General features: G+C 42.3%; 16 protein-coding genes. 7 read left to right on the forward strand and 9 right to left on the reverse strand.

Going from position 1 to position 18,584, the window contains the following annotated elements; translation table 11 throughout:
- Positions 1 to 589 precede the first annotated feature (589 nt).
- Positions 590 to 1,063 carry a tRNA (adenosine(37)-N6)-threonylcarbamoyltransferase complex ATPase subunit type 1 TsaE gene (gene tsaE / locus B1A85_RS07150; RefSeq protein ID WP_210404218.1) on the forward strand — a complete coding sequence of 158 codons (474 nt, stop codon included), beginning with the start codon at positions 590 to 592 and terminating at the stop codon, positions 1,061 to 1,063.
- Positions 1,064 to 1,961: 898 nt separating this feature from the next.
- Positions 1,962 to 4,013: a CRTAC1 family protein gene (locus tag B1A85_RS07155; protein ID WP_168192359.1), complete on the forward strand. Its 2,052-nt coding sequence runs from the start codon at positions 1,962 to 1,964 to the stop codon at positions 4,011 to 4,013.
- A 31-nt stretch (positions 4,014 to 4,044) separates the two neighbouring features.
- Here the strand turns inward: B1A85_RS07155 and B1A85_RS07160 are convergent, their stop codons facing one another.
- Positions 4,045 to 5,379, reverse strand: coding sequence for a dihydroorotase (locus B1A85_RS07160; RefSeq protein ID WP_104546162.1), 1,335 nt, complete (start codon positions 5,377 to 5,379; stop codon positions 4,045 to 4,047).
- A gap of 293 nt (positions 5,380 to 5,672) precedes the next feature.
- On the opposite strand from B1A85_RS07160, the gene lepB reads away from it, so the two are divergent.
- On the forward strand, positions 5,673 to 6,251 hold the full coding sequence (gene lepB / locus B1A85_RS07165) for a signal peptidase I (RefSeq protein ID WP_104546163.1): 579 nt from the start codon (positions 5,673 to 5,675) through the stop codon (positions 6,249 to 6,251).
- A 34-nt stretch (positions 6,252 to 6,285) separates the two neighbouring features.
- Here the strand turns inward: lepB and B1A85_RS07170 are convergent, their stop codons facing one another.
- Both B1A85_RS07170 and B1A85_RS07175 read right to left on the reverse strand, forming a co-directional pair.
- A complete protein-coding gene (locus B1A85_RS07170; RefSeq protein WP_104546164.1) occupies positions 6,286 to 7,548 on the reverse strand; it encodes a dihydroorotase in 1,263 nt (420 codons plus the stop codon).
- 60 nt (positions 7,549 to 7,608) lie between these two features.
- On the reverse strand, positions 7,609 to 8,961 hold the full coding sequence (locus B1A85_RS07175; RefSeq protein ID WP_104546165.1) for a histidine phosphatase family protein: 1,353 nt from the start codon (positions 8,959 to 8,961) through the stop codon (positions 7,609 to 7,611).
- A 271-nt stretch (positions 8,962 to 9,232) separates the two neighbouring features.
- On the opposite strand from B1A85_RS07175, the gene B1A85_RS07180 reads away from it, so the two are divergent.
- Complete coding sequence (locus B1A85_RS07180) at positions 9,233 to 10,822, forward strand: type II CAAX endopeptidase family protein (RefSeq protein ID WP_104546166.1); 1,590 nt, start codon at positions 9,233 to 9,235, stop codon at positions 10,820 to 10,822.
- Positions 10,823 to 10,830: 8 nt separating this feature from the next.
- On the opposite strand, the gene B1A85_RS07185 is transcribed toward B1A85_RS07180, so the two are convergent.
- From B1A85_RS07185 to B1A85_RS07195, 3 genes are all read right to left on the reverse strand, one after another.
- On the reverse strand, positions 10,831 to 11,268 hold the full coding sequence (locus tag B1A85_RS07185; protein WP_104546167.1) for a hypothetical protein: 438 nt from the start codon (positions 11,266 to 11,268) through the stop codon (positions 10,831 to 10,833).
- 341 nt (positions 11,269 to 11,609) lie between these two features.
- On the reverse strand, positions 11,610 to 12,392 hold the full coding sequence (locus B1A85_RS07190; RefSeq protein WP_104546168.1) for a PIG-L deacetylase family protein: 783 nt from the start codon (positions 12,390 to 12,392) through the stop codon (positions 11,610 to 11,612).
- 11 nt (positions 12,393 to 12,403) lie between these two features.
- Positions 12,404 to 13,324: a glycosyltransferase family 2 protein gene (locus tag B1A85_RS07195; RefSeq protein ID WP_104546169.1), complete on the reverse strand. Its 921-nt coding sequence runs from the start codon at positions 13,322 to 13,324 to the stop codon at positions 12,404 to 12,406.
- Between the two features lie 417 nt (positions 13,325 to 13,741).
- Between B1A85_RS07195 and aroA the strand changes: the two genes are divergently transcribed.
- Positions 13,742 to 15,082, forward strand: a complete 1,341-nt coding sequence (gene aroA / locus B1A85_RS07200) for a 3-phosphoshikimate 1-carboxyvinyltransferase (RefSeq protein WP_104546170.1) — start codon at positions 13,742 to 13,744, stop codon at positions 15,080 to 15,082.
- A 98-nt stretch (positions 15,083 to 15,180) separates the two neighbouring features.
- Here the strand turns inward: aroA and B1A85_RS07205 are convergent, their stop codons facing one another.
- From B1A85_RS07205 to B1A85_RS07215, 3 genes are all read right to left on the reverse strand, one after another.
- A complete protein-coding gene (locus B1A85_RS07205; protein ID WP_104546171.1) occupies positions 15,181 to 16,164 on the reverse strand; it encodes a glutathione S-transferase family protein in 984 nt (327 codons plus the stop codon).
- Positions 16,165 to 16,308: 144 nt separating this feature from the next.
- The gene (gatC, locus tag B1A85_RS07210) at positions 16,309 to 16,602 is read right to left on the reverse strand and encodes an Asp-tRNA(Asn)/Glu-tRNA(Gln) amidotransferase subunit GatC (protein ID WP_104546172.1); all 294 of its coding nucleotides are present in this window, start codon (positions 16,600 to 16,602) and stop codon (positions 16,309 to 16,311) included.
- 106 nt (positions 16,603 to 16,708) lie between these two features.
- Positions 16,709 to 17,224, reverse strand: a complete 516-nt coding sequence (locus B1A85_RS07215) for a photosystem I assembly protein Ycf3 (protein ID WP_104546173.1) — start codon at positions 17,222 to 17,224, stop codon at positions 16,709 to 16,711.
- Between the two features lie 172 nt (positions 17,225 to 17,396).
- Here B1A85_RS07215 and B1A85_RS07220 point away from each other — a divergent pair, with 172 nt between their 5' ends.
- Both B1A85_RS07220 and B1A85_RS07225 read left to right on the forward strand, forming a co-directional pair.
- On the forward strand, positions 17,397 to 17,939 hold the full coding sequence (locus tag B1A85_RS07220) for a GrpB family protein (RefSeq protein WP_104546331.1): 543 nt from the start codon (positions 17,397 to 17,399) through the stop codon (positions 17,937 to 17,939).
- 82 nt (positions 17,940 to 18,021) lie between these two features.
- Complete coding sequence (locus B1A85_RS07225) at positions 18,022 to 18,582, forward strand: Uma2 family endonuclease (RefSeq protein WP_104546174.1); 561 nt, start codon at positions 18,022 to 18,024, stop codon at positions 18,580 to 18,582.
- Positions 18,583 to 18,584: the final 2 nt, after the last annotated feature.

Here is an 18,584-nt window from a genome sequence, read left to right on the forward strand (position 1 = left end):
CAGTTCAAATTGCTGGTAATCTCAGTATAATATGACATGCGCTGAATAAAAAATCCATTTTATATTTCTCAAATTGTAATAGCGATTTTTGATTTGTTTGATGAAAAATTATTATTTTTGTTCTAGCTTCCTAGTCATAGAAAATTTTATAACGAAAACTTCGTACGCACAATGGCTCGGCTACTACGCTCCTTCATAGTTAGTAAGAAATTAGAGGATAGCTGCAGCTTAATATTTCTAAGTTATTCATCGCAATTTACTTTTAAGAATGCCATTCAACTTTTGCAAACGTTGAGAATTATAGTTCATTTAAAGTGAGCGATTGTTAAAAATTATAACTTAAAAATTACTTTTCTATTTAACAGATTTAAGTACACTTACTAAAGACGAATTAATTATTTTTAAAAGGTTTGCCCTCTCAATTTCATAAAAATCATATTAAATCAGTTACACTATATTCAGTAATATTTAAAATGAGTTTTTTACAGTTAACTCAAAGAATAATAGCTTTATTTTAGGAAGTTAACTTGCAGAGGCAGATCAATAAATTATGATTTCAAACTGTTAGCTCAAGACTCAGATTTAGATTATGAATAAAAGACAAATTCGTACTTTGCTTGTAGATCCACAAGCAACGCTGCGCTTAGGTAAATTTTTAGGGCAAACTTTGAATGCAGGTAGTGTGTTGTTATTACAAGGGGATTTAGGAAGTGGTAAAACTACATTAGTTCAAGGAATTGGTAGCGGGCTAGGAATTAAGGAGCAAATTGTTAGCCCTACATTTACTTTAATCAATGAGTATAGAGAAGGGCGCTTGCCACTTTATCACTTAGATCTATATCGTTTAGAACCAGAGTCAGTTGCTGCATTATACCCAGAAGCTTACTGGGAAGGTATCGATGTAGAGTTAGGTATTACAGCAATTGAATGGGCAGAACGCTTGCCATATCTACCATCGAGTTATATTAATATCCGCTTTAGCCACCATAACACTCATGGTCGTCAAGTAGACGTATCTGCGGTAGGCATTCAACTCGATTTTTTAGAAAATTTCACAACCTGAAGCAATGTTTTCCTTGCGTTTGCGATCGATAATTCTGTACTAAATATTAGTTATTTCTGTCTTTTGATAGATACAAATAATTTACTTTCAATGTAAAGAAAGCTGCTCAATCTATCTATAATAAAGTTTTTGTAAAGTTATATTTAGGTTGTTGCTCTTACCTTTGAAAGTAGTTTAAAAGGAATATATAGGTAGAATTTATATTTCTATCTCTTATACATACTTTTACAAGTTAACCAAGGGATTTTGACTGATATATTATTAGTCTGAAATACCTAGGCTTTATGACCTTGTATATCGCTCATTAAACAGTGATTAGCGATGAAGTTCACGCATAGCACTTATACTCTTATACCTTCACTCAGGGTACAGATTTCCTTGTTTTATTGAATAAAACTAAGGCAAAATTACTGAACTGAGCGTAACTTTACTGTATTAACTTACCAGCCTATCTAAATTAACATAATGGAAAGGAGATGTTACTACTAATCTATCTAGCTAGTTAGATCTGCATCAGACCCAATTTTAGTCATACTTCTATCAATATATTTTCCATTTCACGCTTTTTAAAGTTATAAAAAAGCGCAAATTCTAACTTACTTCTTTTGAGGTAAATCTATATGGTGTAGCTATACATCTGTCTATTTTACCTCTGATTTTAGATTTTGCTCTCTTTAGCTACTAACAACCTAACAATTCTTCACCCTTGCCAACAGCTTTTAACTTCGCTATCTATAACCTGCTGTTCATTCTATAGCAACGATGCATATGGTCATCTAGTTTGATAGATGATCCCCAAACCGAACTCTTGCTCAGAGAAATCATTCTCTGCACCAAGTACTCTCTCATTTCTATCACCACATAGAGCTGCTGTCAAGTTCAGCAGAAGGGGGTGCATGTGCGACTTCATAAACGGCTAAAAATACTATTATGTTTTGGCATAGCGACACTCGTTTTTAGTTTTACGACTAAAGTTAGTTTAAGTTTTACTAGTCAAGCTTCCACAATTAAGTTCCAAGAAGCCACCGCAAATGCTGGAATAGTGTCATCCCAAGACGAAACTCATGGTGTTGCTTGGTTAGATTACAACAGCGACGGTAAGCCCGATCTATGGATTACACCGCACGGCTACAGAAGCTCAGATCGTCCCAAAGGAGCAAAATTTCCTCGTCTTTATCTCAACATGGGTGGCGGTAAATTTAAAGATATTATTTCGCAAGTTTGGCCCAAAAGCGGTGTAACAGGCGATTCTCACGGTTCAGCCTGGGGTGATTTTGATAATGACGGCGATCCTGACTTATTTGTCGTCACAGGAGCGCAAGCTGGCTACGGTCAAGAAAACAATTTTTTCCTTGTCAATCATCAAGGAAAGCTACAGGAGCAAGCAACTAAGTGGGGTTTAAATTTCCCATTAGGAAGAGGTCGAGCCCCGCTATGGCTAGACTGGAACAAAGATGGACTTTTGGATGTTCTTCAGTTAAATGACATCCGACCTGACGGAAAAGCTCCTAGTACCTTGTTTAGAAGAATGACAAATGCTTTTCAAAATGCCAATGCACAAGTTGGCTTGCAAACAAACCAAGCCTCTGACTTTGCCCAACTTGCAGATGTGTCTGGCGATGGTAAGCAGGATATCGTCATTCAAAGTCCATCTAGATACCCGCAGAAGATCTACGATTCAACAACAATTCCTTTTCGAGATATAACTGGGAGATTACCTGCTCATCAGTTTGTTTCCGACGCTGTCATTGCTGACTTTAATAATGACACCTATCTAGATGTGTTTCTGCCCAGAAATCGTCTCATTCGCGTTCCTAGCGTACATCAAATAAATGCAAAGTTAGCCTTAGCAAAGTTACTAGCCTTCCAACGGGAGGTGGGAGTCAGTTTTAAGACAAGTGGGAATGTCAGCTTTGATTTCCGTACCACACCTGTTACAGAGATTGTCACAGAGATAGGTAGACCAGAAATCTTTATTGGTTCCCAAGGCAGACAACCAGGGAAGTTGGGATTTTCGTTATCGCCGCAAGATCCAACAGTGAGGGGAATTAAACCACACAAGGCTGGAGTTGATACTGGGTTATACATTGGTTATGAGCCAGCTACCCAAACTTGGACAGTACGACTTTCTTCTCCCAAATATAAATTAGTTCATTTAGTGATTGAAACACCTCAACCAATGTCTCACTTAACTCGCATTGGTTTTGGACCACTCGATCTCTCTCAATTTGACTTACCAGATGTTTTGCTTTTCTATGACCCTAAAACTAAACAGTATGTTAATCGCACGCAAGGCTCTGGAATTGGTAACCCACTCTTAGCACACTCGGTAGTTGCTGGAGATTTTGATAATGACATGGATGTCGATCTATATGTATTGCGGGGTTATGAATCTTACAGCTTACCAAGTGTTCTATATGAAAATTTAGGTAATGGAACCTTTAGAGTTGTTCCTAATGCCGGTGGTGCTGCAGGACGTCATCCAGGCTTTCATGTTGTGACTCAGATGACAAGAACGATGTTTGGTTCGTGTGTTGCAGTCGCAGATTATAACGTTGATGGTTTTTTAGATTTATTCATGGGTAGTACTGTATTAAGAGCTACACAAAAAACTTACACGGGAACTCCACATCAACTTTTCCGTAACCTTGGCAATAAAAACCATTGGCTGGAAATTGACTTGCAAGGAATCGCATCTAACCGAGACGGTATTGGTACTAGGGTGCTACTCACAGCGGGCGGTGTTACTCAAGTGCGAGAACAGGGAGGAGGAATGCACCTGTATGGTCAAAATCATCAACGTCTTCATTTTGGGTTGAAAAACAATACGCTCATTGACCGAATTGAAGTTTACTGGCCATCAGGAGTTGTTCAAAAAATGTATAATCTCCCTGTCGATCGCGTGATGAAGATTGTCGAGGGCAACGGCATGTTGCGACGCGGTGGATAATTTTAATCGAGAGTAAAACTTCAATAGTTAACTAGAGGTGAGCATCAAAACGTAATGCCTCACCTCTAACGTTTGTATCAAGTTTGCCTTTGTTGTAGACAATTTGACCGCCAACAATTGTCGTCACAGGCCAACCGGTGAGATTCCAACCTTCGAAAGGACTCCAACCGCACTTAGTTTGTAACTCTTCGCGCAAAACAGGGCGGTAAGTGTTGAGATCGACTAAGACAAGATCTGCGTCATAACCAACCGCGATCGCACCTTTATTCGGAATTCGATAAGCCTTAGCAACTGCGGTAGACATCCAGTGCGAAACTTGGGCAACTGTACAGCGTCCTTGCATTGCTTGTGTCAGCATCAATGCTAAAGACGTTTCTACTCCAGGCATTCCTGATGGTGTATTCGGGTACTCTTGTGCTTTTTCTTCTAAGGTATGCGGCGCGTGATCGGTAGCGATAAAGTCAATCACGCCATCGAGTAAAGCTTGCCATAGCACTTCATTATCATGCGGCGATCGCAGGGGGGGATTCATTTGCGCTAAAGTGCCAATTTTGGCATAAGCATCCGTATTTAATAGTAAGTGCTGTGGAGTCACTTCCGCCGTTACCCAGGTGGGTTTGTCTCGACGTAACAGTTCGGCTTCTTCTCCAGTTGACATGTGCAGAATATGTAAGCGTCGCTGATATTTTTTAGAAAGTTTTAACGCGAGCTTCGTGGCATTTAAAGCCGCTGTTGTATCCTGAATTTGCGAGTGAATTGCGGGATCTTTAATTCCGGCAAACTCTTGTCTTCTTTGATTAATTCGGGCTTGATCTTCCGCATGAACGGCAATTAAGCGATCGCCTTGCGCAAAAATTTGCTCTAGTGCCGCTTCTTTATCGACGAGTAATTGACCGTGCATCGAACCCATGAAAATTTTAATTCCTGGCGTAGGATTTACTGCGAGTAAATCAGGCGTATTGTCTCCCGTAGCTCCGATGAAAAAACCGTAGTTGACTAAACACTTTTGCTTAGCGCGTTCGAGTTTATCGTCTAAAGCCTGCTGATTCGTCGTCAGCGGACGAGTGTTCGGCATTTCTAGAAACGAAGTGACACCACCTCTGGCACAAGCACAGCTAGCAGTAAACAAATCTTCTTTGTGTTCTAACCCTGGTTCGCGAAAGTGAACTTGAGGATCGATCGCACCAGGCAACAAAGTTAAACCAGATGCGTCTATCTCTATATAGTCTGCGGCATTCGCTGGAAGTGCGATCTCTGGTGCGACTTGCGCAATTTGGCGATCGCGGACAAGCACATCTCCGATTAAAAAGTCACCATTCGGTAACAGAATTTGGGCATGGCGAATCAAAAGATCTGTAGATGGCATGACAGTTAATGTTGAGTGTAACAGGTGACGATACTTTGAAAATAGCAAGACTGATAAACAGTGGCAGCATAAAAGCACGTTACTCTACTGGGAAAGCAAGCGGCAAGTGCAAACTGCATTGCGATCGCGTCTTCATATCCACGTTCTCAAACTGCAATGAAACTTTTTAGGATACCAGTGTTACATTAGTGTTACATTAATGTAAGCTTTTTCTAGCTAGAATTAATAAATCAAAGTATTTTCGCTCGTTAAATTAGTTATTAGCGTCTTTCGGTTGTTTTAAACAAAGCTCTATGTCTCGTGTGCCAGGTCAAGTTTCAAATCAAAAATCGCGACAAGACACTGAAGGTTCTTGGATCGGCGAACTAGGAAGAACAATTATATTAAGTATCGTTCTGGCGTTGGGAATTCGGACTTTTGTTGCCGAAGCGCGTTGGATACCTTCTGAATCCATGCTGCCAACGCTGCAAAAGTATGACAAGTTGATTGTCGATAAGTTGAGTTATCGTTTCACGGACCCGCAGCGAGGCGATATTGTCGTATTTTCTCCTACTGAAGGAATCATCCAGGAAAACCCAAATCTTAAAGATGCCTTTATCAAAAGAATTATTGGCATGCCTGGCGATAAGGTAGAAGTTAGGGGTGGACGCGTTTATATTGACGACCAGCCGTTGCGTGAGAACTACATCGAAGCCCCGCCGCAGTACGTGTATGGACCTGTCATTGTGCCAGAAGACTCATATCTAGTCTTAGGTGATAACCGTAATAATAGCTACGATAGCCATTATTGGGGCTTTGTCCCGCGCGACAAAATCATCGGACGTGCCATAGTTCGCTTTTGGCCTCCGCATCGCATGGGGGAATTGAACTAAAGAAAAGCTTTCTCATATAGAGAGACGTCGATTTTCAGGTCTCGTACCAAGTTTGCACAATGCGTCCTCGTAGCGTTTGTCCTAACCATGGTGTATTGCTTGACAAAGATTTTAAAGTATGCATGTGTACTTGCCATGTTTCGTGCGGGTCGAAAAGAACCATTTCTACCGAACTATGAGGCGAAATCGTACTCGGACTTTGTTTTAAACACTGCGATGGGTAAGTGCTGAGACTGCGCCATAATTCGATAGCTGACCATTCACCTGTTTCTACAAGGTTGTGCCATAGTAAAGGTAAGGCTAACTCTAAGCCGATCGCCCCCGCAGGAGCTTCAGCGAAAGCAACAGTTTTTTCTTCGTAGGTGTAAGGAGTGTGGTCAACAGCGATCGCATCGATAATTCCCAAACGAACTCCTTGACGCAGTGCCTGAACATCGTTGGTATTGCCTAAAGGTGGCTCTAATCGCAGTGAGGGACTGTAACTTTTCAGCGCTTGCGTATCGAGGAGCAAGTGCATCCAAGTCGTGCTCGCCGTCACAGGTAAACCTTGGGCTTTTGCCGCTTGAATTAATTCAACACCGCGCGCTGTCGAAATTCGCATGATATGTACCGGAGTGCCAATCGCGGCGACAACTTCTAAAATTGCAGCTAGTGCAGCTGTTTCTGCGATCGCGGGATTTCCTGGCAAGCCTAAGCAAATAGATTGCGTGCCTTCGCGCATCACTCCATTGCCCGCCAACTGCGCGTCTGACGCCCACAGCGCCACTGGCTTATTGATGGGTTTAATGTATTCTAGCAAGCGCCGCAGTAATGCTAAATTCTCAATTGCGCGGCCATCAGCAAAACCTACGATATTCGGTTCAGCTGCTAACTCTGCCAACTCGGTCATTTGCTGCCCTTTGGCACCAACTGTCAGCGCTGCCCAAAAGTTAAATTTGACAGTGGCTGTTGCCAGTTTTTGCTGTAGCCGCGTTACCACCGACACATTATCAATTGCGGGCATCGTATCCGGCAAAATATGCAATCGAGTAAACCCGCCAGCGGTTGCACAAGCTTGCAGCGATCGCCAAGTTTCGCGTTCTTCAAAACCTGGTTCGCCGGAATGGCTGTACAAATCGACCAATCCAGGACCTAACACAAGTCCGCGACAATTACACACCTGCGTATCAGTTGGATAGTCAGCGATCGTTTCCTGCAATGCCTGAATCACACCATCAATAACTAAAACATCAGCTACCCGATCAGTACTCGATACAGGATCAATCACCCGAACTTGTTGTAGCAGTTCACTCTTCATGAATTTTGATTGGGACAGACTCACCTGACACCAATTACCAATTACCCAGTTACCAGTACCTTACAATGCGCCTGCGGCAGTTTTATCCAGCACACCTCCTCCAAGATGAGTCGTAATATTCATCGCTTGCACCACAGGGAAACCCGCTGCACCTTGCGGATAATCAATAACGCTGACCGCCCCATTTCCTTGGCGGAAGTTCCAAAAATGCGCAGGCGACAAACCCAAAACATGACACAGCAAAACTTTATTCGTGGCATCGTGCGCCACAACTAATCCAGTCGTTTGACTTGCTGCGGAATCAAGAATACTTTGCCACGCTGCGACGCTACGTTTCCACACTTGCTGTAAATTTTCTCCTTGTGGCATTTGCACCTCTGCTGGTACTGTCCGCCATCGCTGTAATTCTCCTGGAAAAGTTTGCTCAATTTCTGACTCTAATTTACCTTCCCAAAGTCCGTGATTAATCTCTTGCAAATCTGCGTGTAATTGTAGTTGAATTTCAGGGTGATGCTGCAAAATAATCTCTGCAGTTTCCTTGGGACGCAACATCGGGCTACTCACGGCAAAATCAAGCTGGACATTTTTTAGAAATTCTGCAGCTTTTTGTGCCTGTTGTCGACCATTATCGTTGAGCGGGACATCAATTTGTCCCTGAAAACGCGTTTGACGATTCCATTCGGTTTCACCATGACGTACGAGCAAAAGGCGCTGTCCTCGATGATTTGGTCGCAGTGACGGCAAAACCTCGCCTAAATGCGCTGTTTGATTTAGCGATTCTAGCTGTACTGCTCCCCACTTGCTATCTTTTTGATGCGAAGGAGTCGCTGGGTCGAAATTTAAGACTGTAACATTACAATTCGATTGCTGAATTGAGTGATAGCGTTGCGGTGAAATTCCCAAAGCGGTACTAATTAAAGCACGATTAATACCGTTATGCCCAACGATGAGAATTGTTTCTCCAACATGACGCGGCAAAGTTTCTTCCCAAAACTGTTTTGCTTGTTCAAACAAACTCAGAATCGGGAAGTGTTCGCGGTTTTCTCCTACTACCATCACTAGTCGATCCGGATGTTCGTGCCAAAGGCGGTAAGCCTCAGGAAATTTCTCGCGAACCTCTGCTGACAGCATTCCTTCCCACAAAGGCAAGTCAACTTCCATTAAGTTACTCGCAGCTTGCGGTTTTAGCGGTGTTGTTAAGCAACTACAAATTGTTTCTGCTGTAAGTTTTGCTCGCTGTAGAGGGCTAGTATAAACCGCAGCAAAATTTAAGTGACTTAGCGCAGCACCAACTTTACGGGCATCGTTTTGCCCTTTTTCAGTTAAAGTTGACACATCACTACGACCTTGAATGCGCTTTTCGGTGTTATAGCTGCTTTGACCGTGACGCACGATAATGACACGAGTGGTCAATCTACTTATCCTCCAACAGCACTTTTAGTAAATCGTTCACTGCATATGCGCAATACAGACGAGCCAGCGTTATTTTAACGTGTGATGAACCAAAGTTAACAATAGAATCGTGAAAGTGATTAGTGGCTCGAAACTTGTGGTTAGTGTAAAAGAAGTTCGCATAGTATTATTGCTCCTCTGCTTTTCTACCCCTGTGCCCTCTCTCAATCCTTGCTATGATTCCACAAGGGTGCAAATCGCGCGCTCAAGCTGGCTGTAACGGGGGAGATTGATGACATTCAAGCGGATCGTCTTAAGTTTGCTGACAGTAGTCGCAATTTTGTTTGCTGGTGCGTCTTTATGGGAAAGTTGGCAACAACCACAAATTCAAAGTCGTTTGGAACTTTACCAAGCTAATCTTCTTCTACACGCGCAAGAGTGGCAACCCCAAAATGACAAAGACGCAAGTCTTAGTAATGCCCGCAGTGCTTTGCTTGGAGAACGACCGCTGAATTCCGCGTTTGAGCAATATCAAGAAGCAAGAATATCAGCGCAAATTAACTTAGATAAAGCTAATAACCAACTAAAACAGTTACAGTCAGAACCTGTAACTACTCCTGCAACTCCCAGACCACAATCAGAAATTGCACCAATCACGGATACTTCTCGCTTGCGACAGCAGCAACAAATACAGCGATCGCGCGCTCAGTTACAACAATTGATTGCCGAGTTAGATCTGCGGCTAGGACTATTACAGGTGCAGCAAGGACAAACTGATGCAGCAATTCAAACTTGGACAAAATTTCAACAGCAAGTTAACAATCAACAGCAAGCTGTACTCGCTGACACCGCAGCAGTTTTAATTGGACTTTGGAGCGAACCGCCTCGGATATTTCCCGATGCCGAACAACTGATTCAGAATAATTTAGATGGTTGGTTTCGCTATCGTGCTTTATCTCGACTGTATCAACTTCAACAACGCCAAGACGCGCTGAGACAGTTACAAGCTACCGAGCAACAAACAGCCCAGCAAGCTTTAATCAAACTTGCGTTTATTGGTAGTCTACCTGCATTTGGTGGTATTGTTGGTGTCGGGCTACTGCTCATTCTAGGCGCTCAACGTTTATTGAAAGGAAAAGAAGCGCTACTTGCACGAAACGAAGATGCGCGGTGGTCAACTCCGTGGACAGGAGAAACTGTTTGGCAGGTATTTATCCTCGGCTTTTTTCTCATGGGTCAAATCGTTGTTCCTTTGGGTTTGACGTTACTGCAAATTAGACCACCAGCCGGTGCGGGGGTGCGCGTTCAGGCTTTTTATATTCTGACGACTTACCTAACAGTTGCTGTGGGCGGTTTGGCAGTGCTTTACTTTTCAATTAAGCCATTCTTCCCGCTACCTAAAGATTGGTTTCGCTTTAATTTGCAGGGAAACTGGTTTTTATGGGGATTGGGAGGATACTGTGCTGCACTTCCACTGGTGGTAATTGTGTCGTTGATTAATCAACAAATCTGGCAAGGACAGGGTGGTAGTAATCCACTATTATCTTTAGCATTGCAGGCACAAGACCAAGTAGCATTGGCTATTTTCTTTTTTACCGCTGCGATCGCCGCACCGATTTTCGAGGAATTACTGTTTCGTGGTTTTCTCTTACCTTCACTTACTCGTTACATGTCGGTTTGGAGTGCGATTGTTTTGAGTTCGTTGTTGTTTGCAGTGGCGCACCTGAGTGTTGCTGAAATTCTGCCATTGACAGTTTTAGGAATTGTCTTAGGGGTTGTTTATACGCGATCGCGCAATCTCCTCGCACCGATGCTTCTCCACAGTCTTTGGAATAGTGGCACGCTTTTAAGTTTATTTATTTTGGGTAGTGGTTCTGTTTAATTTGTTGCTCAGTAGTGGATCTCTAGCTTTAAAACATAGCGTCCAAGTTGCACTTGCGACCATAATTCATATTCAATTTGAAGTTGCTGCGGTAAGGGGCGGCTAACTAAATTTAATTGCTGCGTAAAATTACGCATTTGCAGTATATTTTCGCTACCCTGAAAAAATCCATTTCCTAACCAATAGCGACTAATTCCGTAAACTCCGCGCTCCCAAAAATGACGATAACATACTTGATTTTCCGCTTGTTTGGTCATAATAACTCGATAAGGTGAAATTTCGAGCCAAAGAAGACTGGTACTGACAGGTGAAGGTTCTGTTATTAATAAATGAAAGCTCTCGCGATCTTTTTGTTCTAGCGTAGCTACAGTTTGCACAACGTACCGTAAGGGTAAATCTGTAGAAATTAATGAAAGCAAGACTGGTTGACGGTAACGAGTCAGCATGAGTAAAAAGACCGCCTGGCTGGTACAGCGCTAGTTTATCTTAAACAAGGCTTACGCCATTGTTCTTAAAGCAAAGCTTAATAAGGTAACATCTACATATATACATACAATGAACGCAAATACATAAGCTTTGACTTTCCATATTACTTGGGTGAACTCTTATTAGATTGGCGAAAGTTATTGTTCTAAACGAACCTTTCTAGACACAGAGAACGCACAGAGAATAATAGGGGGTTTTCATGCACGATTTAGGAGCGCTATAACTGTCGTTTCATTTGAGAAACTACGCACAAGTATGTGGCGGTTTCCCAATTGCTACTTTTTAGCCCATAAATCAACTTTTACTTGACGTGCGACGTTTTAAAAAATATTTCGTAAGGAGAAAAGAAGTACTCTATGAATCCTGGTGGTAGGATTGGCTCAATACCAGGAACCATACTAGAATATTGCGATTGATAAGCTGCCAAAGCTGCTATTTTTTTCTTAAGGACTTTGTTAATTGGTAATCTGTAAACATGGGCAAGCTCTGGAGATTTAAAATCAAGTTGATGTGGTATCCAGCGTGCCCACACAGGATACTGCAACACTTCAATGGGTAAGTTAGATTCTTGAACTGCGGCTTGCACTAAAGCATAAGTTTCTTTATGGTCAGGATGAATATCTTCTTTGTAAGGTACATATACCTCTTGCGGTTGGCGATCGCGTAATAATTGCACTAATTGATTAATCGTCGCTTGACGTTCCACAGCAGATAGCGTGGCTAAACCACCATCAGGTTTCCCTAGAAAGTGAATGGCTGATTGTGCAACACCGAGAGTTTTCAAGGCTTGAATAGCTTCTTGCTGGCGAATTTGCACAAGCTGATCGGGAGAAATTTGGGGATACTCTGCGTAGGAAGCCCTACCATCAGTGAGAAATACGACATCTAAAGCAACTCCCCGATCGCACTTGAGTGCAATTGTGCCACCACAACCCAAGGTTTCGTCATCTTGATGTGGTGCAAAGACAATTGCCGATTTCTGATTCGAGGCGATCGTTTTGCTTTTCTGATACAACCACCACAAGTAGATAAACCTTAATTTTGAGAGCAATCGCTGCTTAATTTTTTGATAATATCTATTCATAAATAGATTTCCTAGTTAACTGTAACAATTTCAACTTCACTAGATTTATTTATTGATAGGTCGTTTTTACTTCTTAGAGCTTGAGAATACTTAAGACTGCCTTTGAAAAGTCCTATATTCCAGCTAAGTACCCACAACCATTCAGCAAATTTACTTCTATTTTGAAGATAAAAAATAATTTTAATTGGATATACTAAAACTTTTATTAAATAACCAAAAGTATTAATTTTATTGGCTGTTATTCCGTAAAGCGAGCGGAGGTATATATGGCTTTCAGCCCAGCATTTGCCTTGCTTATAAATATCTTGAAATGTATGTCTTAGGCGAATTTGAGCAACTGCCTCTTCAATGAAATACAGTTGAGCACCTAATAGTTGAACTCGGAAACAATAGTCCGTGTCTTCTGCATATATCAAGTCTTCATTGAATCCACCTACAGCTTCGTGCAGTGCTTTTTTAATACCAAGATTTCCACTTCCTGCAAAAGGTAGATAAGGGGGAAATTCATACTGCGAAAGTCCTAGTTTTTGAACTTGAAAGATACCAGTATTCAATAACCAAGGTTCATTAAGTTGCGTGTAATCAAAACGCCCAGCGACAAAATCATATTTGAGAAGTGCTTCGCCCATTGCGGTTAACCAGCCAGGCTCAACCTGATCGTCTGCATCACAAAATAGGAGTGCTTCGCCAGTTGCAACTTTAGCACCAGCGTTGCGTGCGTGAGCCGCACCAGGGCGATCGCTAGCCTGAATCAACCGCAGATTTGGAATGTGTTTTTGATAGTTTTTAACGATTGCCACAGATTCATCTGTTGAACCATTATCAACAACAATGATTTCCCATTCTGTCCATGTTTGTTTAGCAAGTGCTTCTAACTGTACTGCAATCGTTTTTGCTGCATTAAAGCAAGGGATAATAACACTTATCTTCATCTTTTTAGTTGGTTTGTTAGTTTTTTATATTAATTATTAATAGGCGATATACGTATCTTCTTGATATGATTTAAATTTTTAACTAAATTTTTAGCTGATTCATCAAATATCCTCAACAACTGATTTGACGATCGCTAACACTTTAAACTGAATAAATTGTATTTTAAGTAACTATACGCGAATATCCTGACAGTTATACTCAAAAAAGTAAAGCACGATACTTATACTTAAACAATGCCTTTATATTGCTGACAGTTTTATAAATTTTTAGTGAAACAATTGATATCTCGATCAGTATTAGAGAAGCAAGCTCATAGAAAGTCTTACCAAAACTGATGCAATTGAGTTTATCTAGGACTTTATTACTTAAGTGCGAATACTGCGGTAGGATAAATTACACGCATTACGTGAGTCTCCATGTCGGTTGTTATCACGCAAGAAACGAATCGTCACCAACATCTTGTTATTAATCGTACTACTGGACTATCCTTACACGGTTGTATCCGAGTTCCAGGAGATAAATCGATTTCGCATCGGGCTTTGATGCTAGGCGCGATCGCCTCTGGTGAAACGCACATTCAAGGGCTACTGCTAGGCGAAGATCCGCGCAGTACAGCAAGCTGTTTTCAAGCGTTGGGGGCGGAAATTTCTGAGTTAAATACTGAATTAGTTACCGTAAAAGGTATTGGATTAGGACAGTTGCAAGAACCTGTCGATGTCCTCAACGCCGGAAATTCTGGGACAACGCTACGGTTAATGCTGGGAATTTTAGCGGCGCATCCTGGGCGGTTTTTTGCTGTTACTGGGGATAGTTCGTTGCGATCGCGTCCAATGTCGCGTGTCGTCAAACCTTTGCAACAAATGGGAGCGCAAATTTGGGGACGCAAAGATAATTCGCTAGCACCGCTAGCAATACAAGGACGATCGCTCAAACCCATTCATTACCATTCACCGATCGCATCTGCACAAGTTAAATCGTGTATTCTCCTAGCCGGATTAACGACTGAAGGTGAAACAACTGTCACCGAACCAGCATTGTCGCGCGATCATAGCGAACGAATGCTACAAGCTTTTGGGGCAAAACTTAGCGTCGATCCTGATACGCGTAGTGTCACAGTCACAGGACCTGCGCAACTACAAGGACAAACTGTAATTGTTCCTGGCGATATTAGTTCGGCGGCTTTTTGGCTAGTTGCAGCAGCAATTGTTCCCGATTCCGAATTAATTATTGAAAATGTCGGCGTAAATCCTACACGCACGGGTATTTTAGAAGCGTTATCGATGATGAACGCGGATGTTCAGTTAGAAAATCAGCGTATAGTTGCAGGCGAACCTGTCGCCGATTTGCGCGTACGTTCGAGTCAACTCAAAAGTTGTACGATCGCTGGCGATTTAATTCCGCGATTGATTGATGAAATCCCGATTCTTGCAGTCGCCGCCGTGTTTGCACAAGGAACAACCGTGATTCGCGACGCGGAGGAATTGCGCGTGAAAGAAAGCGATCGCATTGCTGTTATGGCAAATCAACTGCAACGCATGGGGGCTAAAGTCACTGAACTTCCCGATGGCTTAGAAATTGTTGGCGGAACTCCATTAACGGGTACAGATGTCGATAGTCATACCGATCATCGCATTGCCATGAGTTTAGCGATCGCCGCGCTCAATAGTACCGGAACGACAACAATTAATCGTGCAGAAGCAGCAGCTATTTCCTACCCAGATTTTGTGCCTACACTCGAGCAAGTTTGTTGTATGTAGATGTGGTAGGTAAGTGTTATTACTGATCGTCTTGATAGCTAATTTATTGATTGCTGCTGGACTAGAAGTAGATCTATCAACAATCAACGCGAGTCTTTTTACACTTGTAAAGTTGCGCCTAACCGATAGCGATTGTGCGGTGCATCTAAATCTAAAACCGGTCCTTTGGGAACAATACGTGTCGGATTCACTTTGGGATGACTCATGTAGTAATGCTTTTTGATATGGTCAAAATGACACGTTTCTTTGACGCCCTTTTGCTGGTAAAGGTCTTTTAGATAATTCCAGAGATTGGGATAATCGGCAATTCGTCGTAAGTTGCACTTGAAATGCACGTAGTAAACAGGATCGAAGCGCAGTAGTGTGGTAAACATACACCAATCAGCTTCAGTTAAGCGATCGCCACACAAATAACGTTGTTCGGATAAGACATGTTCCCAATAATCTAATGCTTCAAACAACTCGGTGACGGCTTCTTCATAGGCAGATTGCGTCGTTGCAAAACCAGCGCGATAAACTCCATTGTTGATCGGTTGATAAATTGCATCAATCGTTTCGTCAATTTTTTGCTGCTGTTCTTGCGGATAAAAATGAATATCTTGTTTAGCGTAAGCTTCAAACTCAGTATCCAACATCCGGATAATTTCGCGGGATTCGTTATTGACAATTGTGCTAGTTTCCTTATCCCACAAAACAGGTACCGTCACTCGACCGCTGTAATTAGGATCGGCTTTGAGGTAAATTTCCCACAAGTAATTCGTGTGGTTTACCGTGTCAGGAATACTCCCTGGTTCCTCCTCAGAGAATTCCCAACTATTTTGATCGATCACTGGTGCAACAACCGAAAGACCAATGACATCTTCTAACCCTTTCAACCGTCGCATAATCGCGGTACGATGCGCCCAAGGACAAGCCCAGGAGATATAAAGATGATAACGTCCTGGTTCAGCTTTAAAGCCACTCGAACCATCAGCAGTAATGGTGTCACGGAAGGTAGTTGAAGGACGTACAAACCGCCCGCCTTCATCTTCTTGTTCGCGTTCTGGCACCCATTTGCCATCAATGAGAACACCTAAACCCATTATGAAAATCTCCTGTAATTGCTTTCAAAGCCTTCCGACAAAAGTCGGGGCTATCAGTACAAAGTGTGCTTGCGCACACTAGATGAGAGTTTTAAGGAAAGACACAATTTCTTACTCCCCACCCTCATATATTGAAAGCTGTAATTACTCTTCAGCATTCAAAATTTGTGGCACTTTAAAGTATTCGCCTTCTTGTTCTGGCGCACTGCTGAGAATTGCATCGCGTTCTTCATAAGGTTGTAGTTCGTCAGGGCGGGTCACATTCGTAACTTCAATTGCTCTTGCTGTTGGCGGTACGTCAGTGACATCAAGTTCGCTGAGTTGTTCGAAGTAGTCCAAGATACTACTTAACTGCTTAGTAAATTGCTCCTCTTCTTCAGGAGTTAATTCTAATCGAGCTAAAAGCGCTACTTTGCGGACTTGTTCGCGATCAATCATAGATAGGAGGTAATGGGTAATCGGTAATTGGTAATTGGTGATGGGTAATGAAATTAGACTGAACTTTCTACTCGCTAGTCATTAGCCACCAGTCACAAGCCACTCACTAAAAGTTTTCGTGCATTCTACCAGTCGTCTTCAGCCAGTTTTGCGCTTCTAGGTAGTTGTTGGGAGCAATGCTGATGGCTCTTCTCCAATAATCGGCTGCCTTGTCAAATAAAGCTTCTGCACTGTCGTTATCGCCTGCTTCTTTAGCTCTTTCGCCTTGGTAATGATAAATCACCGCGATATTGTTGAGCGCTTGGATTAGACGCGGATTCGTTTCTAGAGCTTGGTGATAGTAATCTAGCGCTTTTTCGTGTTCGCCATTACTTGCGTGAATTAAGGCAATATTGTAGAAAATATAACTGCGATCGTAGGGGTCTTCTTCTAACTCTAAAGCTTCGTTGTAGTTATCTAACGCTTCCGCGTAGTCGCCATCGGCTTGAGCCGCCATACCATCGCGGTAGTAGACAAAAGCTTCTTTGGCTTTTTTATTCGTAGGCAAGATCTTTAAAATCAGATCCGCCATGACGGTAAAAGATTTATCGATAAAGTTATCGTTACGTTGAGTTCTTGGCATATGCCTCTAGATTAAACAGTATCTGCTATGAATTGCTCTCAAGGATATTGTAATTGAGAGCAGCATAAGGGCGTTGGCGATCGCACCCTTAATTCAGTCTCGATCCAGCTTCAGAAGGAGCGATCAATTAATAAGTTTTGTGTTGGCACTCACCGTAGAATCAGTCATTCCTATGAGAAAAGTCGAAGTTGTGCCCTATAACCCCCAGTGGCGAGACGCCTTTGCACGAGAAAAGCAGCAAGTTTGGCAAGCGCTTGGTGACAATGTAGTTGCGATTCATCATATTGGTAGTACTGCAATACCTGGTATTTACGCCAAACCGATTATTGATTTGTTAGTGGAGGTAAAAGAAATTGCAAAAATAGATCAATACAATTTATCAATGGAAGCCTTAGGCTATGAAGCGATGGGCGAGTTTGGTATTCCAGGTCGCCGTTACTTTCGCAAGAACAACGCAGCAGGTGTCAGAACACACCATGTTCATGCATTTGAAGCAGGCGAACCAGAAGTAGCGAAGCATTTGGCATTTAGAGACTACACGATCGCTCATTGGGAAGATGCACAGCAGTATAGCGACTTGAAGCGCGAGTTAGCTAGAAAGTATCCATACGACATTGACAGTTACATGGATGGGAAGCATGAATTTATTCAACAGATGAATGCAAAAGCAGCCGAATGGCGTGAGTCACAGAAAATTGATTGGTACACACCATAAGTATTAACCGCTAACAACTTCTATCTGTTTCAACTAGGAATTGACGTTAATATTGAACAACCAATGAAAAAGAGGTGAGACAGTGACCTCTACAACAACCAAAATCACTTTAGCAGAGTTCCTTAAGCTGCCTGAGACGAAACCAGCAAGTGAATATATTAGTGGCAAGATCGTTCAAAAGCCAATGCCCCAAGGAAGACACAGCCGCTTGCAAAGTAAGCTGTGTAACGTAATTAACGACATTACAGAAGAACAAAAAATTGCTTATGCTTTTCCTGAACTGCGTTGTAGCTTTGGCGATCGCTCAATTGTTCCAGATATTGCTGTCTTTCAGTGGCAACGAATTCCTTTCAATACGAGTGGAGAAGTCCCTGATAACTTTGAATTACCTCCTGATTGGGTAGTAGAGATTCTGTCTCCAAATCAACAGCCAAATCAAGTTATTGGTAATATTCTTCACTGTTTACAACATGGTAGTCGATTAGCTTGGTTTATTGACCCCGACGATCGCAGTGTATTAGTTTTCTTGCCAGGTCAGCAACCAGAACTGAAACAAGATAGCGATCGCTTACCTGTACTAGCAGAAATTCCTCTAGAGTTGACTACGGCGCAGGTTTTTGACTGGCTAAAAATGGCAACCTAATC

Source organism: Chroococcidiopsis sp. TS-821, from assembly GCF_002939305.1.
Classification (GTDB): Bacteria; Cyanobacteriota; Cyanobacteriia; order Cyanobacteriales; family Chroococcidiopsidaceae; genus Chroogloeocystis.

Excerpts from the sequence above, each read along its gene's own strand:
- tsaE (WP_210404218.1), top strand. The coding sequence starts at position 590 with ATGAATAAAAGACAAATTCGTACTTTGCTTGTAGATCCACAAGCAACG.
- B1A85_RS07160 (WP_104546162.1), bottom strand. The coding sequence starts at position 5,379 with ATGCCATCTACAGATCTTTTGATTCGCCATGCCCAAATTCTGTTACCG.
- lepB (WP_104546163.1), top strand. The coding sequence starts at position 5,673 with ATGTCTCGTGTGCCAGGTCAAGTTTCAAATCAAAAATCGCGACAAGAC.
- B1A85_RS07170 (WP_104546164.1), bottom strand. The coding sequence starts at position 7,548 with ATGAAGAGTGAACTGCTACAACAAGTTCGGGTGATTGATCCTGTATCG.
- B1A85_RS07180 (WP_104546166.1), top strand. The coding sequence starts at position 9,233 with ATGACATTCAAGCGGATCGTCTTAAGTTTGCTGACAGTAGTCGCAATT.
- B1A85_RS07185 (WP_104546167.1), bottom strand. The coding sequence starts at position 11,268 with ATGCTGACTCGTTACCGTCAACCAGTCTTGCTTTCATTAATTTCTACA.
- B1A85_RS07190 (WP_104546168.1), bottom strand. The coding sequence starts at position 12,392 with ATGAATAGATATTATCAAAAAATTAAGCAGCGATTGCTCTCAAAATTA.
- B1A85_RS07195 (WP_104546169.1), bottom strand. The coding sequence starts at position 13,324 with ATGAAGATAAGTGTTATTATCCCTTGCTTTAATGCAGCAAAAACGATT.
- aroA (WP_104546170.1), top strand. The coding sequence starts at position 13,742 with ATGTCGGTTGTTATCACGCAAGAAACGAATCGTCACCAACATCTTGTT.
- B1A85_RS07205 (WP_104546171.1), bottom strand. The coding sequence starts at position 16,164 with ATGGGTTTAGGTGTTCTCATTGATGGCAAATGGGTGCCAGAACGCGAA.
- gatC (WP_104546172.1), bottom strand. The coding sequence starts at position 16,602 with ATGATTGATCGCGAACAAGTCCGCAAAGTAGCGCTTTTAGCTCGATTA.
- B1A85_RS07215 (WP_104546173.1), bottom strand. The coding sequence starts at position 17,224 with ATGCCAAGAACTCAACGTAACGATAACTTTATCGATAAATCTTTTACC.
- B1A85_RS07220 (WP_104546331.1), top strand. The coding sequence starts at position 17,397 with ATGAGAAAAGTCGAAGTTGTGCCCTATAACCCCCAGTGGCGAGACGCC.